The 25,184-nt window shown below is 45.0% G+C and carries 30 protein-coding genes; 16 read left to right on the top strand and 14 right to left on the bottom strand.

The window, feature by feature from the left end:
• Positions 1-37: 37 nt before the first annotated feature.
• The 4 genes from AC1DYT_RS15120 (at position 38) to AC1DYT_RS15105 (ending at position 2,836) form a co-directional block, all read left to right on the top strand.
• On the top strand, positions 38-811 hold the full coding sequence (locus AC1DYT_RS15120; RefSeq protein WP_477470413.1) for a class I SAM-dependent methyltransferase: 774 nt from the start codon (positions 38-40) through the stop codon (positions 809-811).
• A gap of 134 nt (positions 812-945) precedes the next feature.
• Positions 946-1,323: a GxxExxY protein gene (locus AC1DYT_RS15115; protein WP_477470412.1), complete on the top strand. Its 378-nt coding sequence runs from the start codon at positions 946-948 to the stop codon at positions 1,321-1,323.
• 107 nt (positions 1,324-1,430) lie between these two features.
• Positions 1,431-2,342 (top strand): glycosyltransferase, encoded by a 912-nt coding sequence (locus tag AC1DYT_RS15110; protein ID WP_477470411.1) that lies wholly within the window; start codon positions 1,431-1,433, stop codon positions 2,340-2,342.
• A 251-nt stretch (positions 2,343-2,593) separates the two neighbouring features.
• Positions 2,594-2,836 carry a hypothetical protein gene (locus AC1DYT_RS15105; RefSeq protein WP_477470410.1) on the top strand — a complete coding sequence of 81 codons (243 nt, stop codon included), beginning with the start codon at positions 2,594-2,596 and terminating at the stop codon, positions 2,834-2,836.
• Positions 2,837-2,867: 31 nt separating this feature from the next.
• Here the strand turns inward: AC1DYT_RS15105 and AC1DYT_RS15100 are convergent, their stop codons facing one another.
• The 6 genes from AC1DYT_RS15100 to AC1DYT_RS15075 are packed head-to-tail and all read right to left on the bottom strand — an operon-like array spanning position 2,868 to position 6,926.
• Entirely contained in the window at positions 2,868-3,839 is a 972-nt protein-coding gene (locus AC1DYT_RS15100) for a hypothetical protein (RefSeq protein WP_477470409.1), read from the bottom strand.
• 53 nt (positions 3,840-3,892) lie between these two features.
• Positions 3,893-4,618 (bottom strand): DNA repair protein RecO, encoded by a 726-nt coding sequence (gene recO, locus AC1DYT_RS15095; protein ID WP_477470408.1) that lies wholly within the window; start codon positions 4,616-4,618, stop codon positions 3,893-3,895.
• A complete protein-coding gene (locus AC1DYT_RS15090) occupies positions 4,608-4,976 on the bottom strand; it encodes a diacylglycerol kinase family protein (protein ID WP_477470407.1) in 369 nt (122 codons plus the stop codon). The genes recO and AC1DYT_RS15090 overlap by 11 nt, the downstream gene beginning before the upstream one ends.
• A gap of 30 nt (positions 4,977-5,006) precedes the next feature.
• Complete coding sequence (locus AC1DYT_RS15085) at positions 5,007-5,150, bottom strand: ATP-binding protein (protein WP_477470406.1); 144 nt, start codon at positions 5,148-5,150, stop codon at positions 5,007-5,009.
• Positions 5,151-5,351: a hypothetical protein gene (locus AC1DYT_RS15080; RefSeq protein ID WP_477470405.1), complete on the bottom strand. Its 201-nt coding sequence runs from the start codon at positions 5,349-5,351 to the stop codon at positions 5,151-5,153.
• A gap of 54 nt (positions 5,352-5,405) precedes the next feature.
• The gene (locus AC1DYT_RS15075; protein WP_477470404.1) at positions 5,406-6,926 is read right to left on the bottom strand and encodes a CotH kinase family protein; all 1,521 of its coding nucleotides are present in this window, start codon (positions 6,924-6,926) and stop codon (positions 5,406-5,408) included.
• Positions 6,927-7,096: 170 nt separating this feature from the next.
• Between AC1DYT_RS15075 and AC1DYT_RS15070 the strand changes: the two genes are divergently transcribed.
• From AC1DYT_RS15070 to AC1DYT_RS15060, 3 genes are all read left to right on the top strand, one after another.
• On the top strand, positions 7,097-7,873 hold the full coding sequence (locus AC1DYT_RS15070) for an SDR family oxidoreductase (RefSeq protein ID WP_477470403.1): 777 nt from the start codon (positions 7,097-7,099) through the stop codon (positions 7,871-7,873).
• A gap of 66 nt (positions 7,874-7,939) precedes the next feature.
• Positions 7,940-8,587, top strand: a complete 648-nt coding sequence (trmB, locus tag AC1DYT_RS15065; RefSeq protein WP_477470402.1) for a tRNA (guanosine(46)-N7)-methyltransferase TrmB — start codon at positions 7,940-7,942, stop codon at positions 8,585-8,587.
• A 5-nt stretch (positions 8,588-8,592) separates the two neighbouring features.
• Complete coding sequence (locus AC1DYT_RS15060) at positions 8,593-8,925, top strand: MGMT family protein (protein ID WP_477470401.1); 333 nt, start codon at positions 8,593-8,595, stop codon at positions 8,923-8,925.
• Here AC1DYT_RS15060 and AC1DYT_RS15055 read toward each other — a convergent pair.
• From AC1DYT_RS15055 to AC1DYT_RS15045, 3 genes are all read right to left on the bottom strand, one after another.
• Positions 8,882-9,286 (bottom strand): hypothetical protein, encoded by a 405-nt coding sequence (locus AC1DYT_RS15055; protein WP_477470400.1) that lies wholly within the window; start codon positions 9,284-9,286, stop codon positions 8,882-8,884. The two genes, AC1DYT_RS15060 and AC1DYT_RS15055, sit on opposite strands and share 44 nt — an antisense overlap.
• A 71-nt stretch (positions 9,287-9,357) precedes the next feature.
• Positions 9,358-9,720, bottom strand: coding sequence for a VOC family protein (locus AC1DYT_RS15050; RefSeq protein ID WP_477470399.1), 363 nt, complete (start codon positions 9,718-9,720; stop codon positions 9,358-9,360).
• The gene (locus AC1DYT_RS15045) at positions 9,717-10,100 is read right to left on the bottom strand and encodes a VOC family protein (RefSeq protein WP_477470398.1); all 384 of its coding nucleotides are present in this window, start codon (positions 10,098-10,100) and stop codon (positions 9,717-9,719) included. Before AC1DYT_RS15045 ends, AC1DYT_RS15050 begins: the two co-directional genes overlap by 4 nt.
• 114 nt (positions 10,101-10,214) lie before the next feature.
• Between AC1DYT_RS15045 and AC1DYT_RS15040 the strand changes: the two genes are divergently transcribed.
• From AC1DYT_RS15040 to AC1DYT_RS15010, 7 genes are all read left to right on the top strand, one after another.
• The gene (locus AC1DYT_RS15040) at positions 10,215-10,571 is read left to right on the top strand and encodes a carboxymuconolactone decarboxylase family protein (RefSeq protein ID WP_477470397.1); all 357 of its coding nucleotides are present in this window, start codon (positions 10,215-10,217) and stop codon (positions 10,569-10,571) included.
• A gap of 150 nt (positions 10,572-10,721) precedes the next feature.
• Positions 10,722-11,246 (top strand): hypothetical protein, encoded by a 525-nt coding sequence (locus AC1DYT_RS15035; RefSeq protein WP_477470396.1) that lies wholly within the window; start codon positions 10,722-10,724, stop codon positions 11,244-11,246.
• A gap of 121 nt (positions 11,247-11,367) precedes the next feature.
• Complete coding sequence (locus AC1DYT_RS15030; protein WP_477470395.1) at positions 11,368-11,925, top strand: DNA-3-methyladenine glycosylase I; 558 nt, start codon at positions 11,368-11,370, stop codon at positions 11,923-11,925.
• Between the two features lie 206 nt (positions 11,926-12,131).
• Positions 12,132-14,942: a DNA polymerase I gene (gene polA / locus AC1DYT_RS15025; protein WP_477470394.1), complete on the top strand. Its 2,811-nt coding sequence runs from the start codon at positions 12,132-12,134 to the stop codon at positions 14,940-14,942.
• A 135-nt stretch (positions 14,943-15,077) separates the two neighbouring features.
• Entirely contained in the window at positions 15,078-15,629 is a 552-nt protein-coding gene (locus AC1DYT_RS15020) for a Uma2 family endonuclease (RefSeq protein ID WP_477470393.1), read from the top strand.
• A gap of 207 nt (positions 15,630-15,836) precedes the next feature.
• Entirely contained in the window at positions 15,837-17,261 is a 1,425-nt protein-coding gene (locus AC1DYT_RS15015) for a glycogen synthase (RefSeq protein WP_477470392.1), read from the top strand.
• Entirely contained in the window at positions 17,258-18,520 is a 1,263-nt protein-coding gene (locus tag AC1DYT_RS15010; protein WP_477470391.1) for a glucose-1-phosphate adenylyltransferase, read from the top strand. Before AC1DYT_RS15015 ends, AC1DYT_RS15010 begins: the two co-directional genes overlap by 4 nt.
• 52 nt (positions 18,521-18,572) lie before the next feature.
• On the opposite strand, the gene AC1DYT_RS15005 is transcribed toward AC1DYT_RS15010, so the two are convergent.
• The 3 genes from AC1DYT_RS15005 to AC1DYT_RS14995 form a co-directional block, all read right to left on the bottom strand.
• Positions 18,573-19,253: a metal-dependent hydrolase gene (locus tag AC1DYT_RS15005; RefSeq protein WP_477470390.1), complete on the bottom strand. Its 681-nt coding sequence runs from the start codon at positions 19,251-19,253 to the stop codon at positions 18,573-18,575.
• 92 nt (positions 19,254-19,345) lie between these two features.
• Complete coding sequence (locus AC1DYT_RS15000) at positions 19,346-19,651, bottom strand: YbaB/EbfC family nucleoid-associated protein (protein WP_477470389.1); 306 nt, start codon at positions 19,649-19,651, stop codon at positions 19,346-19,348.
• 175 nt (positions 19,652-19,826) lie between these two features.
• A complete protein-coding gene (locus AC1DYT_RS14995; protein ID WP_477470388.1) occupies positions 19,827-21,032 on the bottom strand; it encodes a serine hydrolase domain-containing protein in 1,206 nt (401 codons plus the stop codon).
• 214 nt (positions 21,033-21,246) lie between these two features.
• Here AC1DYT_RS14995 and AC1DYT_RS14990 point away from each other — a divergent pair, with 214 nt between their 5' ends.
• Both AC1DYT_RS14990 and AC1DYT_RS14985 read left to right on the top strand, forming a co-directional pair.
• Positions 21,247-22,266 (top strand): tetratricopeptide repeat protein, encoded by a 1,020-nt coding sequence (locus AC1DYT_RS14990; protein WP_477470387.1) that lies wholly within the window; start codon positions 21,247-21,249, stop codon positions 22,264-22,266.
• 2 nt (positions 22,267-22,268) lie between these two features.
• Entirely contained in the window at positions 22,269-23,279 is a 1,011-nt protein-coding gene (locus AC1DYT_RS14985; protein WP_477470386.1) for a tetratricopeptide repeat protein, read from the top strand.
• A 5-nt stretch (positions 23,280-23,284) separates the two neighbouring features.
• Here the strand turns inward: AC1DYT_RS14985 and AC1DYT_RS14980 are convergent, their stop codons facing one another.
• A complete protein-coding gene (locus AC1DYT_RS14980; RefSeq protein WP_477470385.1) occupies positions 23,285-23,929 on the bottom strand; it encodes an HNH endonuclease in 645 nt (214 codons plus the stop codon).
• Entirely contained in the window at positions 23,929-25,155 is a 1,227-nt protein-coding gene (locus AC1DYT_RS14975) for an AAA family ATPase (protein WP_477470384.1), read from the bottom strand. The genes AC1DYT_RS14980 and AC1DYT_RS14975 overlap by 1 nt, the downstream gene beginning before the upstream one ends.
• Positions 25,156-25,184: the final 29 nt, after the last annotated feature.

Genomic DNA, 25,184 nt, shown 5'->3' with positions numbered 1-25,184 from the left:
CCGTAACTTTACGCCCTCAGTAGAAAAATTTATATTGATGCAACCATCTGCCATTAGCGGCAACGTAAAAACCGCGTACGACGAATTTTACCAAAAGCACGACGAAGCCTGGCGCATGCTGGGCGCCAAGTATAAAGCGCAGCACATTATTGATGTTTGCGCGGGCAAAACTTTTACCAAGGTTTTAGAAGTTGGTGCAGGGGATGGCAGTATCCTGAAATACCTTTCGGACCGAAATTTCGCACCGGAATATCACGCAGTCGAGATATCCGATAGCGGCGTGCAGCACATCCAATCGCGCAGTATCAACGGCTTAAAAACCGTGCAGGAGTTCGATGGGTATAAATTGCCTTTCGAAGATGACAGCATAGACCTCATTATACTATCGCATGTGCTGGAACACGTAGAGCACGAGCGCCTTTTGCTGCGCGAAATGAAACGCGTGAGCCGCCATTTCGTGATAGAGGTACCCCTGGATTATAAAGCCGACGTAGATAAAAACATCAGGCATTTTTTGGCGTATGGGCACATCAACATATACACGCCAACCAGCCTGCGTTACCTGTTACTTACAGAAGGCTACGAAGTTGAGAAAGACCTCACATCGATGATAGAGCCGGAAGTAACCAAATTCAACACCTACATCAACCAAAAGAAACCGAAGAGCCCACTAACAAATATGAAGATAGCGGCAGAATACGCCATCAAAAACACCCTGAGCAAATTGGGTGGCGAAAAAACGAACGAGCGTTTTGCAAATGCGTACACCGTGCTTTGCAAAAAGACGGATAAGCAGGCTGATATATTTTAAACTGTCAGCAGAGCTTTAGCGGTCATTTAACCGCAAAGGGCGCAAAAACCTGTATGGAGGCGAGCGCAAAGGGCGCAAAGATTGGATAGTTGAATATTAAGTGGTGTAGCTGATAATTTTTATGCTCGTTAAGTATGACAGAGAATGAAATTTCCAATAAAGCAATTGGGCTTGCAATTGAGGTACATAATGCCTTGGGTCCAGGCTTGTTAGAAAGTGCTTACAAAGAATGCTTCTATTATAAGCTTATCAAATCGGGGTTATTTGTGGAGAAGGAAAAGCCAATGCCAATTGTATTCGAGGAAATAAAGCTTGATTGTGGATATAGACTTGACCTGCTTATAGAAAACAAGTTAGTTATAGAAATAAAAAGTGTTGCAGCTCTAAATGATGTACATACGGCTCAAACGCTAACCTATCTAAAATTGGGTAATTACAAGTTGGGCATCTTAATAAACTTTAATGTAATAAAATTAAAAGATGGTATAAAGCGGGTAGCAAACGGTATTTAATTTATAATCTTATTAACCAACTGCAAATCCTTTGCGAACTTTGCGAGATCTTTGCGCCCTTTGCGGTTAAATTAAACTACAATATATTTCAATAATTCATTCAATAATTGTCCCACCCCGCCCCCATAGCGCTGTTTGTTTATAACCGGCCCGAGCATACCCGCCGCACCATCAGCTATTTGCAAAAGAATTTGCTGGCGCAAGAGTCGCGSTTGTTTATTTTTAGCGATGGGGCAAAAACCGATGCCGATAAAGCCAGCGTGGAACAGGTGAGGCAATTGGCAAAAGATGCCACGGGTTTTAAAGCAGTAAAAGTGATAGCGCGGGACCATAACCTCGGCCTTGCCGATTCCATCATTGCAGGCGTTACGCAATTAGTGGCAGAGTATGGTAAGGTAATCGTGTTTGAGGATGATTTGCTATCATCGCCGCACACCCTCCAATATTTCAACGATGGGCTGGCGCGGTATGCCGATGACCCGAAGGTGATGCACCTGAGTGCCTATATGTTCAATCTGAAGGACAAAACCCTGGCCGAAACGTTTTTCTTCCGGGCGGCATTCAGCTGGGGATGGGCAACCTGGGCCCGTGCCTGGAACCATTTCGAACCGGATGTGGATAAGCTTATACAGCAATTCGACAAGGAAAAGATAGACGGGTTTTCCATCAACCATACCATGAATTTTTGGAAACAGGTATTGGATTTTAAGGCCGGCAAAAATAATTCCTGGGCCATCCGCTGGTATGCATCTGTATTTTTAAACGGTGGCCTAACGCTCAACCCGGCGCAGTCGCTGGTGCACAATATAGGGCACGATGGCAGCGGCACGCACTCTAATATAGAAGATACCTATCGGGTACAGATAGCTCAAAAACGCGTTGAATATTTTCCGGATACCATCAAAGAAGATAAAAAAGCCTACGAGGCTATAAAATACTTCCTCAAAAACCGAAAAGGCAGCCTGTTCAACCGCGGAATGCAATTCCTTAGACAACTGAAAAGCAAATACCTGCACTGAAAATTACCAACAATTGCCCAAATGTTGGTAATTATTGGCTTGTTAATAAAAAAATATGCACAAATATTAGTCTGCTAAATCTATAGACATTATATTTGTGCATTATTAAACCAATTATAAACCTACCGTTCTTTATGATTTAATAATAAGATCAGTAAAAAGCAAAGAAAAGGAGAGGGCCGAAAGTTCTCTCTTTTTTGTTTTTAGAAACATGAGGCGGCTTTTGGTGTTATCTCTAAAACAACTAAACCATGATTGACGAGAAAGACACCAGCCCCGCAGATAAAGACGGCAAGTACGAGTTCATGATCTATTACTCGGGCCGCGAAGTTCCTTGTACCATAATAAAGGAGCAGAATAAGCTTATCGTTTATATAGAAGACAACATCACCGCCGAGCTTACCCTCGCTCCGGATGGGACCCTCACCCAAACCGGCGGCACCGACCTGGCCGACTCGGCAGTAGAATTTATCAAGAAACGAATTTTGGGTTAATGCTAATACCGGGATGCCATAGCGCCAAAAATCATCGTGCTGCTATCGTATTTTTTTTGCCCGATACGCCCTTTACATGCAGCGATATTAAGCTTGCATGCTTCATCCCAAGCGTTTGCCCGGGAACGTTTGACACGTATCTTTTTAAATAGCCATTCATGATAGCTGTCGACTTGCTGATGTAGTTATCCTTATATTTCCCATCCGGGAACTGCGTCATCGGTTCATTGTAATACATTTTGCCATCCTTATCTACATACACTGTAAATGAGTAGTTAAAATCTTCGTACGCTTTATTGATTACGATATCGTATTGCGGGTTCATGTAATCATCGGAGGTATTGTAATTATTCAACACGAAATCGGGCACGGTTTTTTCCTTCACCACGGTGATTACCGGGCTCTTGCTTATCAACTGTACTGGCTGCTGCGCAGCAAAATATTCCTTCATGTCGGCATTGGCTTTGGCCACTAAGCCCATAACAAATAAGGTATCCTGAGCTTTATAATGCTGTAAAACGGCGGCGGTGGTATGCAGCTTATTTTTGATGTAATTATCGGCGTAAAATTTCATGTAAATCTTTGTGCCATTAATATTCAGCGAATCGTTTTTGGCGAGGAGGAGCTCAAACACCAAGCTATCCTTGCTCATCCGCCGCATTTTTAGGTACGATTGATTGGTATTGATGACAGAATCGTACCCGAGCGCCAGGGGGAAATTGAGGAATGCTTTCTTTACAGGGCTAAACAGGGCCACAGAATCATCCGACACGAAACGCAGCCGCCAGTCGGGGTTTAGGTGATAACCATATTCATTGAACGATAGCCCATTTTGCTGTACACGCGATACTTCTGTATAAGTAATGCCCTCTATAGTTTTGAAAAATATCCGTTTTTTATTGGCCTTATGAGTCGGATTATTATCACATCCGGCAAACGCCAATACCGCACCAGTTGAAAGCACTAAAACAAAATTTTTAAGCAACGATTCTCGCATAGACATACTTTTTATTCTGCATTAAAGATAATAATAGAATTTAATTACGAAAAATTTTTCTACCCTAATACTTCTTCCAGTACCTCGTGCGATTTGATGTATCCGAATCCTTCTATGTGCAAGGCATAATACTCCAGCAGTTTGCTGATGAGGTAGCGACGCTCATCGTTATTGAGTTCGATATGCTCCAGGCTGGCGAAACTACTTTGGAGCAATGCTATAAAGTTTTGGGTATGCGGTGGTGAGAGGTAAGATAAGCTATCGGGCCTGTAGTTACTGAATACGCCATTCTTCATATCAAAATAGCTTGCGTTGGCCGCATTCTCGCTATGCGGATAAAAACCCAGGTAACGGGTTAGCTGCACCAAAAACACCAGGTGGAAATTGGCGAGCCCTTGGGTAGCATTGTCCAGCCATTCTATCGCGTGGAAGACAAAATCGAAGCTATTTTCATCGGGCGTTTGTTGTTTAACGGCCTTGTACAGCACCTCGTTCAAAAACATGGCGATGCAACTTTTGATGATATCGTAAGGAATACTGAGTAGCACCGGCGAATTCTTCATCTCGGCTATCCGCTGTATATTGCCCGCCGGTTTGTGGTACACCACCATATCTACCAAATGCAGGGGCTGCAGCATGTTGCGGCTTATTTTGGCCTTAGGCTTTTTTACGCCGTTGATGAGGTACGATTGCAGCCCGAATTTTTCGGTAAATATCTGTACCACCACGCTGCTCTCGCTATAGTCGGTAGTTTTAAAAACGATGCCGCGTGTTTTATGCAGCATGGTCCGCGAGCAATAAAATTTTCGGCAGGAAGATAATGATGCCGGTTACAGCCGCAAAAATGGCCACTATTAATACGGCGGCCGCGCTCACGTCTTTTACATGCCCCGCCAGCTTATTATAGCCCGGCGATACCAGGTCTGTGAGCAGCTCGATAGCTGTGTTTAAAAGTTCGGTAAGTAATACCATGGCTATGCACAGCAATACCCATTTCCATTCGGCTGTATTTATACGGAGATAAAACCCGGCGGCTACGGCTGCAAGGGCAGCAAATACATGCACCCTGAAGTTTACCTGCGTAGTAAAAGCATAATGCAGGCCTTTAAAGGCAAAGCCGAAACCGCGAATAAACTTTTTCATTACCTGTCAAGATACGCAAATCTGCACAAATTAATTTACAGGCAGCGTGAAGTAAAAGGTAGAGCCCTCGCCCTTCTCACTTTTTACCCAAATCTTGCCGTCGTGGCGCAGCATTATCTCAGCACAAAGATATAACCCGATGATAGCACTCTTATGCAAAAACGAATGTTGCACCTATACTTTTTTAGCGGCTTTTAATTCATCCTTCAGCAGTAAAATAAAACTTATACAACCTGCCAGCCCAAAGCCGCCCGATGCTCCCCTGATGACATCGAACAAGGCCGGGTTTTTAGGGGCCGGTGCCCATAAGATAACCGCAAACAGTGTAATAGAAACCGCCAGCAATAAAATGGTTCGCGTAACCTGGTTTTTCATAGGCGAAAGATATCGATTTTTAGCCAACCACTTAACCAGGCTGCATCGCCGAGGCTATTTTATATTGGCATCCATCCAGGTGATGCGTTTCTGGAACCAGTTTTTTACGTAAGCCACCTCGGCTTTATAACTGCCCAGTACTACAGGGTTTGGCCATACGTAAATATTGAGGATGTTCCATTTAGCGAAGTTGCGTTTCTGCGATTCGTCGAGATATGCCGCGTTCTTATCCATAGCAGCAAGCATCTCGGGGAGGCCTGTTGTTTTGAGCACATCCCATTTGGCTTTTACCTTGGCAGCAAAAGCGGGATCCTGCATCAGGCGGCCAATCCAAACGCCATCATGTACCCACCAGCCTTCAGGCTTGGTGGCGTCGCTGTAATCTACGTTGCCCGCCCCCAGGTCGAAATCCCAGGCGGGGCCCATACCTAATTTGCCGCCCCTGTCTTTATAATAAAACATGCTGGCAAAGTTGGCGGCATCCTGGTTCTTGAAAACCTCGTTCACCAAAAACCAGCTAATGAATGAGTCGGAGTTGATGTATTTGGCATAACCGGTAGCGGGGTCGGCAAAATTGGCCGAGAATATAGCGTCCTCGGTTTGCTGCAAATAGTTTTGGATATAATTCAGCTGGTCGGTATTCGGCACCTCCGGCGAGCGCAGGTTCATGGGCAGGCCTTTTGTGGTATTGAAATGCACTATCTCGCCATTACGCTGGTCAAGTTCTATCAAATAGCCGCCTGTAACAGCAGTTGCGCTTACGTCGGCCGCCTTAAGCTCGGGGATGTTTACGCGGGCGGCGTTTATCTCCACTTGTTCGGTAAGGGTGTAGTTGCCCAGGTATTCGCCATTCATAAAAACCTCTACGAATATGCCGTGCTGCGCGTAGTCAGAGTTTAGGGATTGCGCAAGGCCAAAGGCCAGGCTGTTACGCATCAAAGTTTTATCGGAGTAATTGGCCAGCAGCACCCAATTCTTAGCGCTGGCCAACCCCAGCAACTTATTCTTGCTGGTGAATTTCAGGCGGTAAGGCTTTTTAGGCATCCCCCAGGTAGAGTTGCCGCGACCCTTTATCTGCATTTCTATGGTTTTCACGTCCTGATCGTACAAGCCCATGGTATTGATATTGAGCGTGCCGTTCACATAATCGTCCTTAGATACTACAGGGCTGGCAGTTGTAATATTGAACACGGGCAAGCCGGTAAAATTGGCAATAGTTACGGTATAGGTTTTTACAGTGCCGCCTGTTGTTACCGAGTAAACAACCGGCTTAGAAAAATCGTTGCTGGTAACGCTGCTGGTTTGTACCACATCGCCCACTTTAACTACAGTGCCGCTTTTGGTTGCAAAACCGGCCACCAGGTTCATATCCGTTTCGGGCTCGGCGGTGCCGCCTTTAAAACTACTGCCATCTTGCGTAAGGAAGATATCCGCGCCTATTTTGCCTGTATTGTACTTGGCTTCCACAAAAATATTGAAATCGGGCGCGGTATCCGGCGGGGTAATTTTCGGCTCGTCTTTTTTACAGCTCGCCATAAACAGGATAATGCACAAATAGGTAAAGGCTCTTCTCATAAATTTATAGGTTGCAAAACAAACGGGCATAAACCGGCCATGCGGCCAACATCGTTGAGATACTTAATGATTTATTTATAATTTGGTAATATAATTGGCTCCTAATTTATGATATTTTATTGATAATTAAACAGATGCTCAAAACCTCAAATTGGCTATTATTGTAGCCTATGGATTTAAAACTGCACAATAAAGTGGCCCTGGTATTTGCGGCCAGCAAGGGCCTGGGCAAAGCTATCGCAACGGCTTTATCTGCCGAGGGTGCAACGGTGGTTATCGGCTCGCGCGATGCTGATGAGTTGAATAAAACTGCCGCTGAAATAACGGCGCTTACGGGCAACCCGGTATTGGCAATAACTGTTGATGTATCGAAACCCGAGGAGGTAGCAGCTTTTATCAAACAAGCAGTAACTCAATTCGGGCGGGTAGATATTTTGATAAACAATGCCGGCGGCCCACCCTTCGATAAATTCGAGAACATCAACGAAGAGCAATGGCTGAAAGCCTTTAACCTTAACCTGATGAGCGTGGCACGCGCCAGTAAATTGGTGCTGCCATATATGCAGCAAACCGGCAGCGGTCGCATCATTAACGTCATCAGCGGATCGGTAAAGGCGGTGCTGGCAGGTTCGGTGCTATCCACTGCCATGCGTATGGGCGTTGTTGGCATGGCTAAAATGATGGCCGACGAATTTGGCCCCTACAACATTACCGTAAATAATGTGGCACCCGGTCTTATCCTTACCGACCGGATAAAACACACCCTCCCCAAAGGCGTGGATACCGAAGAAGTTATGAAAGAAAAAGCCAAAAGCATCCCCCTTGGCCGCATTGGCGAGCCGACCGAATTGGCAGCACTGGTGGCTTTCCTGGCATCCGCACAAGCAAGCTACATCAGCGGGCAAACCATACAGGTAGATGGTGGCGCAAGCCGGGCAATATATTAAGCCCCTGCATGTGGGCGGTTGACCATCATGGGCCAACATCATTAATTTTATTATTTTTGCCTTTTTATGGGAAAAGATAAAATAAGGCGTTTTGCCGAGATAGAAACCTTCGATAATGTTTTGCAACTGGATGCCGGCAAGCCCTACAAAGGCAATTGGGCAACAGGATTTTTCAAGAACAATAATCCTGTGGTGCTGGAGCTTGCCTGCGGCAAAGGCGAATACACGGTAAACCTGGCGACTATGTTCCCCGGCAAAAACTTTATCGGTATAGATTATAAGGGTAACCGCATTTGGCGCGGGGCAAAAACCGCGCTGGAAGATGGCGTGCCTAATGTTGCCTTTTTGCGGATACAGATAGAGAACCTCACCGATTATTTTGCACCGGGCGAGGTAGACGAGATATGGATAACCTTTCCCGACCCGCAGCCGCAACTAAGCCGAGAGAAGAAACGCCTCACTTCGCCCCGTTTTTTAGATAAATATCGTGTACTGTTAAAACCAGGTGGCTGTGTAAATTTGAAGACCGACAACGATGGACTGCATGCGTACACTGCCGAAAAGATAGTAGAATTGAACTTGCTGCTGCATACCAAAACCGAAGACCTATACCACTCGGAATTTGCCGACGAGGTGTTATCTATCAAAACTTACTACGAGAAAAAGTACCTGCAGCATAACAAAAACATCAATTACCTTAAGTTTTCGTTTTAAAGCAAATGGCCGATTATAATTTTTATGATAACGTGTACGATGTAGTGCGGCTGATACCGGCAGGCAGGGTAACCTCCTATGGGGCCATCGCCTCGTACCTGGGGTCGAAGCAATCATCGCGCGTTGTTGGTTACGCCATGATGGCCGCGGGCACCGCCAATCCGCCTGTTCCTGCGCACCGCGTAGTAAACCGGCAAGGCTTGCTTACAGGAAAATTCCATTTTGGCGGCGATACGATGGAGCAGTTGCTCGCCAGCGAGGGGGTAATCGTTGTAGATAACCAGGTGCAGAATTTTAAAGAGCTGTATTGGGATCCCGCAATCGAGCTGAAGCTCTGATTTTACGGAAATCGGGCTTAATATAGCTGTAATCAGTCACCAGAGAAAGCACCAGCAACATTACGCCGTAGGTGATGAAAAAAGGCTTGGCGCGTTCGTCGTATTTCAACAAGGTAAAGGAAAGTGCAAGCAGCAAAACGCCTAGTACCAGCTCCATCAAACCGTGTACACGCATAGAGAAAAACCTGAAAATCCCGGCGGTATTGTCGGTACAGACGGTTAACGCCAAATGCGCAATACCCAAGCCATAAACAATACTGGCAAGATCGCCAGGTAATACGAACAACGTTGGTGCAGACCATAAGAATACTACAATCAGGTAGTCGGCAATGCCGTGCATAGCGGGTGTAAGTATTTTCATAGCTCAGCATTAAGCAAAAACCGGCCCAAAGGCCACTAATTTAACTATAAAACCCACAACTATCGGGTGTATTATATTATTTGCAGCAGCTCCATGCGATTGCCAAAAGGATCGATAAAGGCAAAACGCGTGCGGCCGGGTATTACCGGCTCTTCCACAAGCTCCACGCCATTTGCTTCCAGGTGTTGTCTTGCTGCCTCAATATCGGCAACTTCTATCGCAACATGCCTTATGGTACGCGGCAAGGTCGGCTCTACGCCAATATGAAGTTGCAAGTCGCCAATGTTAAACCAATACCCTGCTGAAGAGAAAAGATGGTCGGGCCGGTAAATCTGCTCCAGCCCTATTACATCGGTGTAAAATAGCCGCGCTTCTTCCAATCTTTCGGGCGGCACGCAAACGTGGAAGTGGTCCAGTCGTTTAAATGTTATCATTCCGCTTCGTCTTCAGCAAAGGTTAAAACATAGCTGTTATTATCCAGTATGGAGAATTCGGTTGCGCCGTAAAAGGTTTTCTCGAGGCCTTTAAGCACAGTAACCTTATCTTTTATATCCTCAAAAAAAGCACGAATACCACTTAGCTTAATGTACAGTAACAACGAACCGCCGTTGGTACGCTTTATCTCGGGCAATTCTTCGCCCAGGCTTTCCATAGTCTGGAACATCATGGTTACGTTGCCTTTTACCATCATGGCCCAAACAAAATCGGGGCCTACCTCAGGCACGCTCATGGCCAAATCGAAACCCAGGATGGTGTAAAATTCGATGGTTTTGTTGATATCGGCAACGAAGATATTGGGCGATAAGCTTTCCATAGGTATTTTAATAAATGCGTAAAATTATGGTTAATGAAGCGGATAAAGGTAAAACATTTATAACTTTAATGCTAAATAAAATAGCAAATAATTGACGAAATAACCGCCGACACAATGGGACAACTGATAAACGATTTTGAAGCCTATCGCAGCAAAATGAACGACAGGATAATGGAGACCGCCAACACCAATATCAAGCGATTCTTCGCCCTCGATACCACTACTTATGCCGATGGCGCATTGGATGTAAAAACCAAAGAAATGCTTGGGCTGGTAGCCAGCATGGTGCTCCGCTGCGACGACTGCATCAAATACCACCTGGGCAAATGCCACGAAACCGGGGTAAAGCACGACGAAATGAACGAAGTGTTTATGATCGCCAATTTAGTGGGCGGCTCTATCGTAATACCTCATTACCGCAGGGCGGTGGAGTATTGGGATGAGTTGAATTCAGTTGGCGGTTTGCAGTAAGCAGTTTGCTTTGGTTTGCTGAAAATTAATTTGGTAAATTTATAGCCCAAACCTAAGATTGTGTACAAACGCAGCCGGTATATTTATTCCCCCTTAGACCTGGCAGCGGTATGCTCCGTTGGTTTCTTGCTTTTGCTACTATACCTTTCCATGGCACGCTCAAATTATCCCGAACCGATTAATTTAAAAATGCCAGGGTCAACCGGCTTTTTTTGCGATATTGATGGTTTTGGGGAAGGGGTAATATTGATTGGCCAGGGAAAGGTGATGTTAACTCTAGATAAGGAGCTTCGCCGGCAAACTTTAATAAATATGGCAAAAAAGCATACTATGCAATTTTCGTCTGTTGAAATAGCAACTTTTGAAAATATGGAGGTAATAGGTATGCCTTTATCGCATCTAAAATCATATCTGGCCAATTATAAAATTGAGAGCGAAGCATATTACCATCAATTAGGGATGAAAATAAGTGCCGATGAAAATGAGTTGGGCGAGTGGATACAAATAGCAAAACAAGTTCGCGAGTCAACCACAGGGTATTCGCTGAGGGTTGCTTTAAAAGCCGACCGATATACTGAATATTCGTTAATTAAAAGAGTCATTAGTGTTTTGCAAGAGAAGCATATAAATAAATTCAGGCTGATTACCGAAACAAAGCCATTCAATCCGAATTAGTCACAGCAACTCGATTCAGTTAAGCCGAGAATCTTTATTACACCCGATATCAAAATCTAAAAATATTAGCAAAATATATTTTTATTGCTAATTTAGCCTGCACAAATTAAGCCGAAATAAAATGCCTTCTACCCAGGAAATAACCCGCTGCGGCTGGTGCGGAACGGACCCGCTTTACATGGAATATCACGATAAAGAATGGGGCAAAACCACGCACGATGATAAAATCTTTTTTGAGTTTTTAATCCTTGAAGCTGCGCAGGCCGGCCTTAGCTGGATAACCATTTTGCGCCGGCGCGATGGCTACCGTAATGCTTTCGCAAATTTTGATGTACAAAAAGTAGCGGCTTTTACCGAAGAAGACCAGCAGCGTTTATTGCAGGATGCGGGCATTATCCGCAACCGCCTCAAAGTGTCTTCTGCCATACGCAATGCGCAATTATTTTTGGATGTACAAAAGGAGTTCGGCTCGTTCAATAATTACCTGTATAGCTTTATGCCCGATGGTAAGCCTATTACTACCTACCATGGCCCGCAGGTAAGCACGCCCGAATCTGATGCGATATCCAAAGACATGAAAAAGCGCGGCTTCAAATTCTTCGGCACCACCATATGCTACGCCTTTATGCAGGCAACCGGCATGGTGAACGACCACGTACCGCACTGTTCTTTTAGATAATTTCGATTACACCGATTAAAATGATTTCACAGATAAAAGTGAATGCTGATTTTTTGATAGGCATATCTTGGCTGTTCGTAAACATTAATCGTACTTTTGAAAACATACATCGAGAACCGATTTTTGAAGCTATCGCCGTTATTCGGTGAAATCATTTAAATCTGTGCAATCGGTGTCAAAAAAAATAATCGGTGTAATCAAATAAAATGAAGAAGCTTTTTCTATTGGATGGCATGGCCCTTATTTACCGGGCGCATTTCGCATTGAGCAAAACCCCGCGCTTTACTTCGGGCGGCTTGAATACCTCGGCCGTAATGGGCTTTACCAATACCCTGCTGGATGTATTGAAGAAAGAAAAGCCCACCCACATGGCGGTAGTTTTTGATACCGAAGCACCTACCGAACGCCATACCGAATTTGCGGCCTACAAGGCCCACCGCGAAAGCATGCCCGAGGACCTGAGCAAGGCCCTCCCCTATATATTTAAAGTGGTGCTGGGGTTCAACATACCGCTCATCACATCTGATGGTTACGAGGCCGACGATATCATAGGCACCCTCGCCAAAAAAGCCGAAGCCAAAGGCTACCAGGTTTACTGTATGACACCCGATAAGGATTTTGCGCAGCTGGTGTCCGAGAATATCCGCATTTACAAACCTGCCCGTATGGGTAACGAGATGGAGATATTGGGCGTAAAAGAAGTGCTGGAGAAATGGGAGATAGAGCGCCCCGAGCAGGTGATAGATATCCTTGGCCTTTGGGGCGATGCAGTGGATGGCATCCCCGGCATCCCCGGTGTTGGCGAAAAAACGGCTAAAACGCTAATCAAACAATACGACTCGGTGGAAGGCATTATTGCCCATAGCCACGAACTGAAAGGTAAGCTGCGCGAGAACGTGCAGGCTTTTGCCGAGCAGGGTCTGATGTCCAAACGCCTCGCCACCATCAACCTCAATTCCCCGGTAGAACTTGATGAGGCAGGGCTGGAAATGTGCGCCCCAAGCAAAGACCTGTTGGAGCCGCTTTTTGCCGAGCTGGAGTTCCGTACGCTGGGCCGCCGTGTGTTTGGCGATGACTTCAGCATTACCGAAACGCGCGCCGTATCTGTACAAACCGACCTTTTTGGCGAGCCTGTTGCAGGTGCACGCACCACGCTTACCGTAGATGTGCAGGACGTTTACGAAGCCCCCAACCAACCCGATGTAAAAAACATCAACACGGTTGAGCACGAATATATCTTAGCCGATACATTCGAGAAACGCGCCGAGCTTATAGCCATTCTTAAACAACAGGAGAGCATCTGTTTCGATACCGAAACCACAGGTACCGATGCCAATCAGTGCGAATTGGTGGGTCTTTCCTTCGCGGTGAAGCATTACCAGGCCTGGTACGTTCCCGTACCGGTAGATGAGCAGGAGATACTGAAGATAGTAGCCGAATTTAAGCCCGTGCTGGAGGATGAAAAGATTGGCAAGATTGGGCAGAACCTCAAGTTCGATATACTGATGCTGAAGTGGTACGGCGTAGAAATAAAGGGCAAACTCTTCGATACCATGATGGCGCATTACGTCATCGACCCGGACACCCGCCACAATATGGATATCCTGTCGGAAAACTACCTTAACTACAAGCCTGTTTCCATTACAGAGCTCATTGGCCCCAAAGGTAAAAACCAGGGTACCATGCGCGATGTGGAAATCGAAAAAATAAAAGATTACGCGGCCGAAGATGCCGATGTTACCCTGCAGCTGAAAACCATCTTCGAGCCAAAGATAAAAGAAGTAGGCGCCGAAAAACTGCTGAACGAGATTGAGAACCCCCTGATATATGTACTGGCCGATGTGGAGCACGAAGGCGTTCGCATAGACCACGAAACGCTAAAAGAGTTCAGCAAGGAACTGGAAACCGACATCGCCAAGCTGGAGAAAGTTGTTTACGAGAAAGCCGGCGTTCGCTTCAACATTGCATCGCCAAAGCAACTGGGCGAGGTACTCTTCGAAAAACTACTGCTTGACCCTAAAGCCAAAAAAACCAAAACCGGGCAATACCAAACCGGGGAGGATGTGCTGCTGTCCCTTGCTGCCAAGAGCGATATCGTGCGCGATATATTAGATTTCCGCCAGTTACAAAAGCTAAAGTCTACCTATGTAGATGCCCTGCCGACTATGGTGAACCCAAAAACGGGTCGCATCCACACCAGTTACAACCAGGCGGTGGCAGCCACCGGGCGTTTAAGCTCCAACAACCCTAACCTGCAAAATATCCCCATCCGTACCGAACGTGGCCGCGAAGTAAGGAAAGCCTTTATTCCGCGCGATGAGAACCACATCATCGTTTCGGCGGATTATTCGCAGATAGAGCTGCGAATAATCGCAGAGATAAGCAAAGACCCGAACATGCGCCAGGCATTTGTTGACAATATCGATATCCACACGGCAACCGCGGCCAAAGTATATGGTATCGGTTTGGATGAAGTCGACAGCACACAGCGCCGCAACGCCAAAGCGGTAAACTTCGGTATCATTTACGGGCAATCGGCATTTGGGCTTTCGCAGAATCTGGGCATCCCAAGGAAAGAAGCGGCCGACATCATCGAAAACTATTTTGCCCAATACCCCGGCATTAAACAATACATGGCCGATACCATGAACTTTGCCCGTGAAAATGGTTACGTAACCACGCTGATGGGCCGCCGCCGTTACCTGCGCGATATCAACTCGGCCAACCAAACCGTACGCGGCTTTGCTGAGCGAAATGCTATCAACGCACCTATCCAGGGCTCGGCTGCAGATATGATCAAAATAGCGATGATCAACATCCACCGCGAATTTAAGGCCCAAAAGCTGGATGCCCGCATGACCATGCAGGTGCATGATGAGTTGGTGTTTGATGTGCCACATTACGAAGTGGAAATTGTAAAACCTATCATATTAGAGAACATGAAAAACGCCATCAAAACCGAAGTACCTATTATGGTAGAAATTGGTACCGGGGTGAATTGGTTGGAAGCGCATTGATAATAAAATTCTAAAGCCTAAATTCTAAAACTAAAATGTAGATGCACCGAACGTTAAAAATTCTGAAAGAGCTTCTTTACTATGGTTTAATTATTGCAATCGTTATATTTGTGTGAAGCGCTTTGTAAAAGGGTTATGAATGAAAAACATAAATATCAACAGGTAATACCAGAGATACCGCGTACAGCGGTTGATATTTACCGCATGTTGCCGGAGGGTACGCGCTGTGAAGTGATTTTTAACGAATTGATTATGTCGCCAGCACCATCCCGGGAACATCAGCTTCTTGTAATTAAACTTACTTCTTTGCTATTCCAGTTTTTACAGAATAACCCGGTTGGAACGTTATTGAGTGCTCCTTTTGATGTTTATATTGGAGAGCAACAATCGGTGGTTCAGCCTGACCTGTTCGTGGTTTTGAATGAGGTTGGCGATATCGTAGGAACCAACGGTGTTCATGGTGCACCTTCGCTTATCATCGAAATTCTTTCCTCAAATCGTGCCTATGATACCAAGCGCAAACGTGCCCTTTACGAAAAAGCAGGCGTTAAAGAATACTTCATGATAGACCCCGAAAATAAAAATACGACCCTGCTTACCCTTGATGCATCCGGCCTCTATCAGCAAACTTACGAGATACCCGGTGTGTTAAAATCATCGCTCCTGGCCTGCGAAATTGCTTTTTAAAGCATCATTTTTAAAAAGCTCAGTCACTTTATACTACCCTGTTGCCAAATCCGCAACAAAACCTACTGTCTATTTCTGATAAATATCGATCTGGTAATTAACCGCGTGTTTTAATTAAATAATAACAGCATTTTAAACAGATTTTTCAAATTATATGTTTGTTCAATTGAATAAATGTTTAGTACCTTAACCACTATATAATACCGAATGAGAATTTTCCACCTGAGTGCCGAATGCTACCCCATTGCCAAGGTTGGGGGGCTTGCAGATGTAGTTGGCGCATTGCCTAAATACCAAAACCAGGCGGGGCAAAATGCCGCTGTGGTAATGCCGTTTTACAACCGCAAATTCGTGCACGAGAATACTTTCGATATGGTTTTCCAGGGCACTACGCTACTGGGTACGCGCCGCATATACTTCGAGGTATTAAAGGAAACCACCGATAAGCTGGGCTTCGAGCTGTTCATGATAAAGGTACCCGGCCTGCTGGATCGAGAGAACATCTATAGCTACCCCGATGAGTTGGACCAGTTCCTGGCGTTCCAGATATGTTTTTTAGATTGGATAAACTGGAGCGGCCAAACGCCCGATCTGATACATTGCCACGACCATCACTCCGGGCTTATTCCATTCATGATGTACCACTCGGCTTTGTACAAACGGCTGGCGCATATCCCCACTATATTTACTATACACAACGGGCAGTACCACGGCGCCTTCGGCTGGGAAAGGCTGAACCTGCTGCCCGAGATAGATTTTTACAAAACCGGCCTGCTTGATTGGAATGGCGGTATAAACCCGCTGGCCTGCGCTGTAAAATGCTGCTGGCGCTACACCACTGTATCGCCAAATTACCTGCGCGAGCTTACCATCAACTCCAACGGGCTCGAATACCTGTTTTACGTAGAAAGGCAAAAGGGCTACGGCATTATCAACGGCATAGATACCGATGTTTGGGATGCTGCCAGCGACCCTATGGTACCAAACAAATTCTCGTTGACGACCGTAAATAAAGGCAAGCAAAAAAACAAGGAGGCTCTTTGCACCCGTTTCCACCTTTCGGCAGATAAACCGCTTATCGTATTCATAGGCCGTTTGGTGATAGAAAAAGGGGCCGATGTATTGCCCGCCGCCATCGAGCGCAGCATACAGCAACATGGCGACGAGGTAACCTTCCTGATTTTAGGCACCGGCGATACCGAAACCGAAATGGCCTTGCAAAAACTCAAAGATTTTTACCCGCAAAACTGCAATGTGTTTATCGGTTACGACGAATCGCTGGCGCATTTGATATACGCCGGGGCCGATTTCCTGCTGATGCCATCGCGCGTGGAGCCTTGCGGGCTTAACCAGTTATACGCCATACGCTATGGCACCATCCCGGTAGTGCGTACCACCGGCGGTTTAGCCGATACCGTTATCGATTTTGGCGATGAGAACGGCTACGGTATCCGCTTCAACAATGTAAGTGTGGATGATATTAGCACTTCCATAACCCGTGCTGTTGAGCTATACAGCGATACCAAGAAAATGACACTACTGCGTAAGCGAATGATGGGCCTCGATTTTTCGTGGGGCCGCTCGGCAAAAGAATATATTGACCTATACGAAAGTTTAACTCCTACGATATGACATCAAAAGTAATAAGCATTGTACTTGGCGGCGGCCAGGGCAGCCGGTTAGCACCGCTAACACTCACACGCTCAAAACCGGCAGTACCTATTGCGGGTAAATACCGGTTGGTAGATATACCGATCTCTAACTGCCTCCACTCGGGTATCGACAGGATATTCGTGCTTACGCAGTTCAACTCGGCATCGCTTAACAAGCACATCAAAAACACTTATCACTTTAGCACGTTCAGCACGGCTTTTGTAGATATTTTGGCTGCCGAGCAAACCCCTACCAGCGCAGGTTGGTTCCAGGGCACTGCCGATGCAGTAAGGCAAAGCTTGCACCACCTGGGCGTACACGATTTTGAATACGTGCTTATCCTATCGGGCGACCAGCTATACCAGATGGATTTTGACGAAATGATCAAACAGCATATCGAGAAAAAGGCAGATATATCCATTGCCACCATCCCGGTGCATGTGAACGATGTTCCCGGCTTCGGTATCCTGAAAACCGACGACGAAAACCTCATTACCTCTTTCATCGAAAAACCGAAAAGCGGTTTCGAGAATTGGGTATCAGAAGTGAGCCCCGAAATGAAAGCCCAGGGCCGTATTTACCTGGCATCTATGGGTATCTACATATTTAACCGCAAACTGCTTTACGATTTACTGGAAGGTAACGACCATACCGACTTCGGTAAAGAAATCATCCCGCAATCTATTGAAGGCCACAAGGTAGTAAGCTACCAATACGAAGGCTATTGGACAGATATCGGTACTATCCCATCTTTCTTTGATGCTAACCTTGGCCTTACCGATGATATCCCGCAGTTTAACCTGTTCGATAAAAACCACATCTATACCCGTGCGCGCATGCTGCCGCCTACCAAAATATCGGGCACGCATTTAGACAGGTCGATAATTGCTGATGGTTGTATCATCAACGCGAGTTTGATCAGCCGCTCCATTGTGGGCATTCGTACCCGTGTTGGCCTTTATACTACAATAGAAAGTTGCTACGTAATGGGCAGCGACAACTATCAAACTTTAGAAGAGATAGCAGTAGCCAAAGCAGCCGGGGAACCCATAATGGGTATCGGAGACAGGTGTACTATCCGCAATGCGATCATAGATAAGAACACCTACATCGGCGACGATGTAAAAATCAATTGCGGCGGAAAACTGCCCGATGGCGATTTCCCAACCTACACGGTTGTAGATGGCATCGTTATCGTTAAGAAACGCGCCATTATCCCAAGCGGAACTGTGATTTAATAAATAGTTTTATGCAAAACGGCCCCGCAAATTGCGGGGCCGTTTTGGTTTTTTACAAATCCAGGCTCTCTCCTATTGCAGGCAGCTTAAGGTTAAGCCCTGCTTTGATAAATTTTTCTTTTACTTCTTCTTTATCAATCTTGATAACCGGGAACGAATCATAGTGGATACCGATAATGTTTTTGCAGTTGATGAATGCAGCGGCTTTGATGGCATCATCTGCACCCATGGTGTAGTTATCGCCGATCGGTAAGAACGCCCAGTCGAGGTTCTCGTCTTCCAACAGTTTCATATCGTAGGTGAGCGCAGTATCGCCTGCAAAGTATATTTTCTTCCCCTCCGAGGATATCACGAAGCCCGCCGGGTTGCCGCCGTTGCTGCCATCGGGCAGCGCGCTTGAGTGTACCGCGTTTACCATCTTAACACGGCCAAAATCAAAATTGAATCCTCCGCCAATATTCATGCCATGCACATTATCAATGCCTTGCTTACCCAGCCAGCCGGCAATTTCTGCAATGCAGATTACTTTGGCACCACTTTGTTTTTGCACCTGCACCAGATCCGCAACGTGGTCGCCGTGGCCGTGCGATACCAGGATGTAATCGGGTTTAAGGCTGGCAACATCTACGATGCCTTTAGCCAGTTCGTTATACGTAATAAACGGGTCGAATAATAGTTTTTTGCCGTCGGCCACCAGCTCAATGGTCGATTGGCCCAAATAGGTAACTTTCATAAGCGATTGAATTAAGTGCCCAAATTACAAATTAACCGGATAGATGTTTAAACGTGCAACCTATTTAACGGTAATATTACATATCCGCAATACTATTTGCCAAACAAGCCGCCCATACCACCAAACATAGCGCTGGTCATGGCGGCCATTTCGCTTTGGCTAACATTATCGGCCTGCTCCATGGCTTTGTTAATGGCAATAACCAGTAGCTCTTCCAATTCTTCTTTATCCGCCTCCTTTAAAAATGCCTCATCAATAGTAACCGATTGTACCACCTTATTGCCATTGGCCTGTACGGTAATTTTGCCGCCCTCGGCGCTGCCGGTTACACTTATCGCGTCCAGTCTCTGTTTTACTTCGCCAGCCTTTTGCTGGGCTTCCATTAATTTATCAAACATGGTGTTGTAGATGTGCAGATTTCAATGTGCAGATGTGCAAATGAAAAGCACAACGCTCAAACTTAACTGCTTTATAAGGTTATTATTTAATTTATTCTATTGCTTGCGTTAACGAATACCATAGCTCGCAGCTTCATCTGCAAATCTGAAATTTGCACATCTGCACATCCGCAGCTTAATCTTCCTCCGTATCGCCCGCGCCGTTATAGGCCCCTTTGCGTACTACCGGCATGCCGGTAATCTTAAACAAATCATCCAGGTGCAACAGGCTGCCGTTTACCACGTTGCCCAATAATACAATGGTAACGTCGTTCTTCATATCGCGCAAATATATGTGCCTGAAACCGTGCCACCAACCGGTGTGGTAAATTACCTGTTGCCCCGGCGCATTAAATATACGCCAGCCGTAGCCATAACTAAAATGCCCGCGTATCATAGGGTTACGCGGCGTATAGGCCGAATCCTGCGTGGCTGGCTTTATCAACTTACCTGCGCGCAGCGCCTGGTCGAAAATGTAGAGATCGCCAACGGTGCTGTAAATGCCTTTATCGCCTACAGGGCCATCGAGGTAGTTTTGCGCGACAGAGTATCGCCAGCTGTTCCTGTCGTGCCCTACCACATCAACAGGTATCTTATCGTACACGGCTTTAGAGTACACCGCAGTATGCAGCATGCCGGCAGGCTTGAATACGTTCTCCATCATATAATTGGCATAGGTTTTACCCGTAACCTTTTCTATAATGGCACCAAGCACCATAAAGTTGGAATTGTTGTAATGGAATTTTTTATCAGGGGCGATGTAACGCGCCGGCTTATATTTGGCTATCATGGCCATGGCGTCGGCATTGGTAAGGCCCTTGCTTTGGTTAAGATGTTCGCCGCGATATATACCATCTAAAAAATAAACATAATTCATCATGCCCGAGCGGTGCTCCAGCAACAGGCGGATAGTGATGCCCTCGTAAGGAAAATCCGGAAAGAACTCTTTTACGTTCTGGTCCAGCTTTATTTTACCCTGTTCCCAAAGTTGCATAATGGCGGTACCCGTCATGGTTTTGGTGACGGATGCCAGCTCGAACTGCGAGCCCAATTTCAGGCTATCGCGCAGCAAATGATTTGCCCAGCCAAAAGTGTTCTCATAAATTATCTTACCTTTTTTGGCTACCAGTACGTTGCCGTTAAAGCCACTTACCTTATGCAGGTGCTGCATAAATTCGTCTATCTTCTTATCGGCGTTTTTGGGATCGTATTTTAATAAACCGGCAGGGTTAAAGGGGGCCGCAGCGCTGGCAGCCTCCGCTTTTTTTTTGGCAGTATCTGAGGAACATGCGGAGAACAAGAACAAGGTGGCTGCGCAGGCAGCACGGAACACAAACTTCATAGGTAAAAAATTCTTCTTTAAACGAAAGCGAAAATGAGAAATTATATAGAAGGTTAAAGAGAAAATTAGAAATAATGTTTCAACACAATTAAAAACAAGTTAAATTACAGGGACTGTATTCCGTTAGGCACCGCATTTATTTTATCAGAAACTTTATGGAATGCTTCTACTTCTCGCATCTTATAGGTATTATTAACATCGTAAACCTTATTGTATGAAAACCCTATACAAAACCTTATTGCTATTGGCGTTCGTTTTCGGCTCCTTAGTCGGCTACGCCCAGGATCACGACAAAGCTAAAGCCTTGATAAAAGAAGGCATCACCCTGCACGATGAAGGCAAATACGACGATGCGATAAAAAAATATAAGGAAGCTTTGGCTCTGGACCCTGACAACTCTTCGGCACAATATGAACTTTCTTTTACTTTTGTTACTATAAACAGGCAGAAAGAAGCCATACCCTTCCTGGAAAAACTCGCAGCGAGGCACGATTCCGGCGAAGCTTACGATCTGCTGGCAAGTATTTATGACGACGAGAAAGATTACGAAAAAGCCGTGGCCTATTACAAGCAGGGGATAATCGCCTTCCCCGATTTCCAGAATCTGCACTTCAATCTGGCTATATCATACTTACGGCAGGGCAAGTATGCCGACGCGGAGGCCTCGGCTATAAATGCCATTAAACTGAACCCTAAACATGCCAGCAGCCAGCGTGCGTTTGCTTTGGCAGCCAACAAGCAGAATAAATTAGGTGCCTCGCTATTGGCCTGGTGCAACTTCTTGCTCATAGAGCCACAAACACAGCGCTCGGCAGAAGCAATGGCTTATATAAAAGCAATCATCAACAACGGCATAAAGCGCACGGGCGACAAAACCGTGAATATTACCTACAACCCCGACGACAAAAACCCCGGCAACCTGATGTTGCCCCTATCCGTAATGGCCGCTACCACTGATAAAAAAGGCTTATCGGCTTTAGATTCGCTCACTTTGCAATTAACATCGCTGTTCTCGGTGGCGCATACCATCACCAACGATAAAGACCAACCATTCGTTGCTTCTTATTATTCGGATTTTTTTGCGAGCCTTGCCAAATCGGGCAATATGGCGGCCTTTACGCGTTATATAAGCCTAAGCGTTTACAAGGACGAAAACGTTGCCTGGTTTAAAGAGCATGACAAAGAACTTACCGCTTTCGATACTTGGATGCAGGCAACCAAACGGGAATTTTAACGATGAAGATATATCTGAGGCTTATCCTTTCTATTTGTATTTCAGCAACGACCGTGGGCGTATCTGCGCAGGATACCAGTGTGCCCGATCTGATCAAACAAGGCATCGAACTGAATACCCAAAAGAAATACGCCGAAGCTGCCGACAAATACAAAACCGCTTTAGCCGCAGACCCCGATAATATACAAGCCAATTATCAAATGGCCTTTACGCTTTTCTCTGCGGGGAAAAATGCGGAGGCCTTGCCATATATAGAAAAAGCAACCCATGGCCCAAACCCCAAATTTACCGCCATGGCCTACAGCCTGATGGGCAGCATTTACCAGGCCAGCAGTCAATTGCCTAACGCCGTTACGGCGTATCAAAATGCCATAAAAGCCGATGGCAGCAACCAACGTATCTATTACAATTTGGGGATAGCGTATTTCAAAGGGAAGCGATATAATGATGCTGAATGTACATTTGCCGATGCCATGAAACGGGACAGCAGCGATGCCGGCAGTGCCCGCATGTACGCCCTATCGGCCTTTCATCAAAACAAGCGTGCCGAAGCAACCTTTGGGTTTTGTCGTTTCCTGATACAGGAGCCTAATACCGCCCGCAGTACCGAGGCTTATAGCAACTTACAGAACATATTGCAGGGCGGCGTTTTAAAACCGGAGCCCGATTTAAGTGTATCCCTCGTTACCAACCTTGCAGACCCCGGCAATAAGATATTCGCGAAAACACTTGCGGCTTTTGCAACCAGGAAATATGCTGCGCCGGCAGATTTATTAGCGGCGCAACTTAAAGCGGTCTTCGATGCAATCGGTAATATCCCTGTTGAAAAATATGCTTTTTGGCAATCCTTAGCTACTTATTTTAAGGCCCTGGCTTCAACGGACAATATGCCCGCTTTTGCCCGCTATATCAGCCAAAGTGCTAAACCGGAGAGCGTAAAATGGTTGAAGGATAATGCGGAGAAAGTGAATAATCTTGATGCATGGATAGCTGCTAATAAAATAAATCTTTAAAAAATCTAAGGAAGAAAGTGGCCGAATTCCGCCATATATTTATCTCTTACGTATCTCCTTTTAAAAGCGGTATACGCTGAACTTTGATATAATTGAGCTCCAATTTTGGCAAGCAAGTTATTTTTATAATTTGGTTCTGCCTGCTTAAAATATTCTCGTATGAGAAAAAGAAAATCCAAAATCTCGTCGAGTAGATTGTCTCTCAAATAGGAAGCTTCCAGTTTTTTTTGAGCAGTCTCGCCTATGTAAACTTTTTCCAACAAGCTTATTGTATTAAGCGTCTTTTGACTTGTATCTATGGCATCAAATTGAGGGTACTCCTTTGGGAAAGGTATAAATTTGAAGTTAATAAAGCCTTCGATGTCGTCTGCTGGCAAAGTGCAATTTAACATGTTATCGTAATTAGTGCTTTTACTATTATTGCAATGCCTGCATGCAAAAAATAAATTATTCCAGTCTAATTGTAGTACGCGATTTCCTTGATGGGATACGAAATGTTCGATTTCTATTGAGCTTGGATTTTTTCTTTCGCATATATAACACTTATCATGCGAATCGACCTTGAGAGCTTCCACAACCTCTGGAATGTTATAATTTCTCGCAGTTAAAAGTTCAATAGGACCTGGTTGGGATTTTGTTATATTAATCATTATCTGCTATAATCTAATTCAAGTTGCACCAATTTTGCCTGTAATTCTTTTGCTAAATGTTTAGGAATACCATCAAAGTATCTTGATAGTTCGAGCAACTCGGTATTTTCTGTTTCAGATAACGATGCTTTATTAATTAACAACTTTTCATAACGTTCTAAATTTATTTTTAGTTGCTCTGAATATTTATCGGAATTGTAATAACTTTCAATAATTGCGTCATATGAATATGCACTTAAATCATTAACCACAATTTTATTTTCCAAATCACAAATCACGCTGTTATTTAAGGACGTAATAACAAATGGAGAATGGGTTGTCACTATAAATTGTAGATTGGGGAAAAATGCAGTTAAAAAAGGTAAGATTTTCTTTTGTAAATCAACATGCAAATGAGTTTCAATTTCATCTATTAATATTATTCCTGGCAAATCAAATTCTGGCCTATCGTTCGCTTCCATTCTCAAAATTATTTCAGTTACAACTGTAAAAACGGCTGCATATCCATCTGACATTTGATTAAAATCAAAGGCGGCTTTATCTTTCAATTTTATAGAAAAATTAAAAGATTTCCTGTCAAAAATCAACTGGAGGGTCTCATCTTCGAAGAGTACTTTTAACTGATGCAAAAAAGTACTAAACCATTTTTCAATTTGTTGAACAGACAAGGTATCGTTGTCATCCCTTGCGAACGATTGTTCTGCTTTCTTATTTACGATATATTGAAGAAAAACTTCTCGCAAATTCGGATTTTGAGCAAGCCGTGGGCGTAACTCTAACACCGAAATACTTTTAGGCTTCGCGAAAGCCGTTATTCGTTTTGCCTCAAAAGTGGTAAATAAAAAGTTCCTATTATTAATTGCGTTCGATGCCGTCCCGGGGCTCGAAAAAGTTGCAAATATTTTGTATCTGTTAATGAATCTTTGTTTTTGGTCAGTTTCGTTTTGGATCAAATGATTGTTAGCGGCGGTTATAGTGGTATTCCTCAGAGCCTTCAACGCCGTAAAATACATTACACCTTGAGGTCCAAGGATATCACCAACGAAGTTTCGTAATGCGTTTAAAAATGTAGTTTTACCAGATCCATTTCTACCAGTGATAATTAAATGTTTCTTTTGATCACTGCTAAGATTTATTGGTAATGTTCCAATATTTGGTAAGCCTAAAATATCAATTCCCGTAAGGTATTGGTCTATCATTAACCTTTCTGGTATTTCCGTTTCCATAACTTGTCAATTGCCTATAGCAATATTAC

Source organism: Mucilaginibacter sp. P1_D10 (assembly GCF_056406215.1).
This window is presented reverse-complemented; position numbering and strand designations above follow the sequence as displayed.

Bases quoted from the DNA above. Each gene is read 5' to 3' on its own strand.
- AC1DYT_RS14990 (WP_477470387.1), top strand. From the start codon at position 21,247: ATGAAAACCCTATACAAAACCTTATTGCTATTGGCGTTCGTTTTCGGC.
- AC1DYT_RS14985 (WP_477470386.1), top strand. From the start codon at position 22,269: ATGAAGATATATCTGAGGCTTATCCTTTCTATTTGTATTTCAGCAACG.
- AC1DYT_RS14995 (WP_477470388.1), bottom strand. From the start codon at position 21,032: ATGAAGTTTGTGTTCCGTGCTGCCTGCGCAGCCACCTTGTTCTTGTTC.
- AC1DYT_RS15050 (WP_477470399.1), bottom strand. From the start codon at position 9,720: ATGATAACATTTAAACGACTGGACCACTTCCACGTTTGCGTGCCGCCC.
- polA (WP_477470394.1), top strand. From the start codon at position 12,132: ATGAAGAAGCTTTTTCTATTGGATGGCATGGCCCTTATTTACCGGGCG.
- AC1DYT_RS15010 (WP_477470391.1), top strand. From the start codon at position 17,258: ATGACATCAAAAGTAATAAGCATTGTACTTGGCGGCGGCCAGGGCAGC.
- AC1DYT_RS14980 (WP_477470385.1), bottom strand. From the start codon at position 23,929: ATGATTAATATAACAAAATCCCAACCAGGTCCTATTGAACTTTTAACT.
- AC1DYT_RS15075 (WP_477470404.1), bottom strand. From the start codon at position 6,926: ATGAGAAGAGCCTTTACCTATTTGTGCATTATCCTGTTTATGGCGAGC.
- AC1DYT_RS15030 (WP_477470395.1), top strand. From the start codon at position 11,368: ATGCCTTCTACCCAGGAAATAACCCGCTGCGGCTGGTGCGGAACGGAC.
- AC1DYT_RS15080 (WP_477470405.1), bottom strand. From the start codon at position 5,351: ATGAAAAACCAGGTTACGCGAACCATTTTATTGCTGGCGGTTTCTATT.
- AC1DYT_RS15100 (WP_477470409.1), bottom strand. From the start codon at position 3,839: ATGTCTATGCGAGAATCGTTGCTTAAAAATTTTGTTTTAGTGCTTTCA.
- AC1DYT_RS14975 (WP_477470384.1), bottom strand. From the start codon at position 25,155: ATGGAAACGGAAATACCAGAAAGGTTAATGATAGACCAATACCTTACG.
- AC1DYT_RS15090 (WP_477470407.1), bottom strand. From the start codon at position 4,976: ATGAAAAAGTTTATTCGCGGTTTCGGCTTTGCCTTTAAAGGCCTGCAT.
- AC1DYT_RS15000 (WP_477470389.1), bottom strand. From the start codon at position 19,651: ATGTTTGATAAATTAATGGAAGCCCAGCAAAAGGCTGGCGAAGTAAAA.
- recO (WP_477470408.1), bottom strand. From the start codon at position 4,618: ATGCTGCATAAAACACGCGGCATCGTTTTTAAAACTACCGACTATAGC.
- AC1DYT_RS15070 (WP_477470403.1), top strand. From the start codon at position 7,097: ATGGATTTAAAACTGCACAATAAAGTGGCCCTGGTATTTGCGGCCAGC.
- AC1DYT_RS15120 (WP_477470413.1), top strand. From the start codon at position 38: ATGCAACCATCTGCCATTAGCGGCAACGTAAAAACCGCGTACGACGAA.
- AC1DYT_RS15020 (WP_477470393.1), top strand. From the start codon at position 15,078: ATGAATGAAAAACATAAATATCAACAGGTAATACCAGAGATACCGCGT.
- AC1DYT_RS15115 (WP_477470412.1), top strand. From the start codon at position 946: ATGACAGAGAATGAAATTTCCAATAAAGCAATTGGGCTTGCAATTGAG.
- AC1DYT_RS15105 (WP_477470410.1), top strand. From the start codon at position 2,594: ATGATTGACGAGAAAGACACCAGCCCCGCAGATAAAGACGGCAAGTAC.
- AC1DYT_RS15040 (WP_477470397.1), top strand. From the start codon at position 10,215: ATGGGACAACTGATAAACGATTTTGAAGCCTATCGCAGCAAAATGAAC.
- trmB (WP_477470402.1), top strand. From the start codon at position 7,940: ATGGGAAAAGATAAAATAAGGCGTTTTGCCGAGATAGAAACCTTCGAT.
- AC1DYT_RS15035 (WP_477470396.1), top strand. From the start codon at position 10,722: ATGGCACGCTCAAATTATCCCGAACCGATTAATTTAAAAATGCCAGGG.
- AC1DYT_RS15055 (WP_477470400.1), bottom strand. From the start codon at position 9,286: ATGAAAATACTTACACCCGCTATGCACGGCATTGCCGACTACCTGATT.
- AC1DYT_RS15060 (WP_477470401.1), top strand. From the start codon at position 8,593: ATGGCCGATTATAATTTTTATGATAACGTGTACGATGTAGTGCGGCTG.
- AC1DYT_RS15045 (WP_477470398.1), bottom strand. From the start codon at position 10,100: ATGGAAAGCTTATCGCCCAATATCTTCGTTGCCGATATCAACAAAACC.
- AC1DYT_RS15015 (WP_477470392.1), top strand. From the start codon at position 15,837: ATGAGAATTTTCCACCTGAGTGCCGAATGCTACCCCATTGCCAAGGTT.
- AC1DYT_RS15005 (WP_477470390.1), bottom strand. From the start codon at position 19,253: ATGAAAGTTACCTATTTGGGCCAATCGACCATTGAGCTGGTGGCCGAC.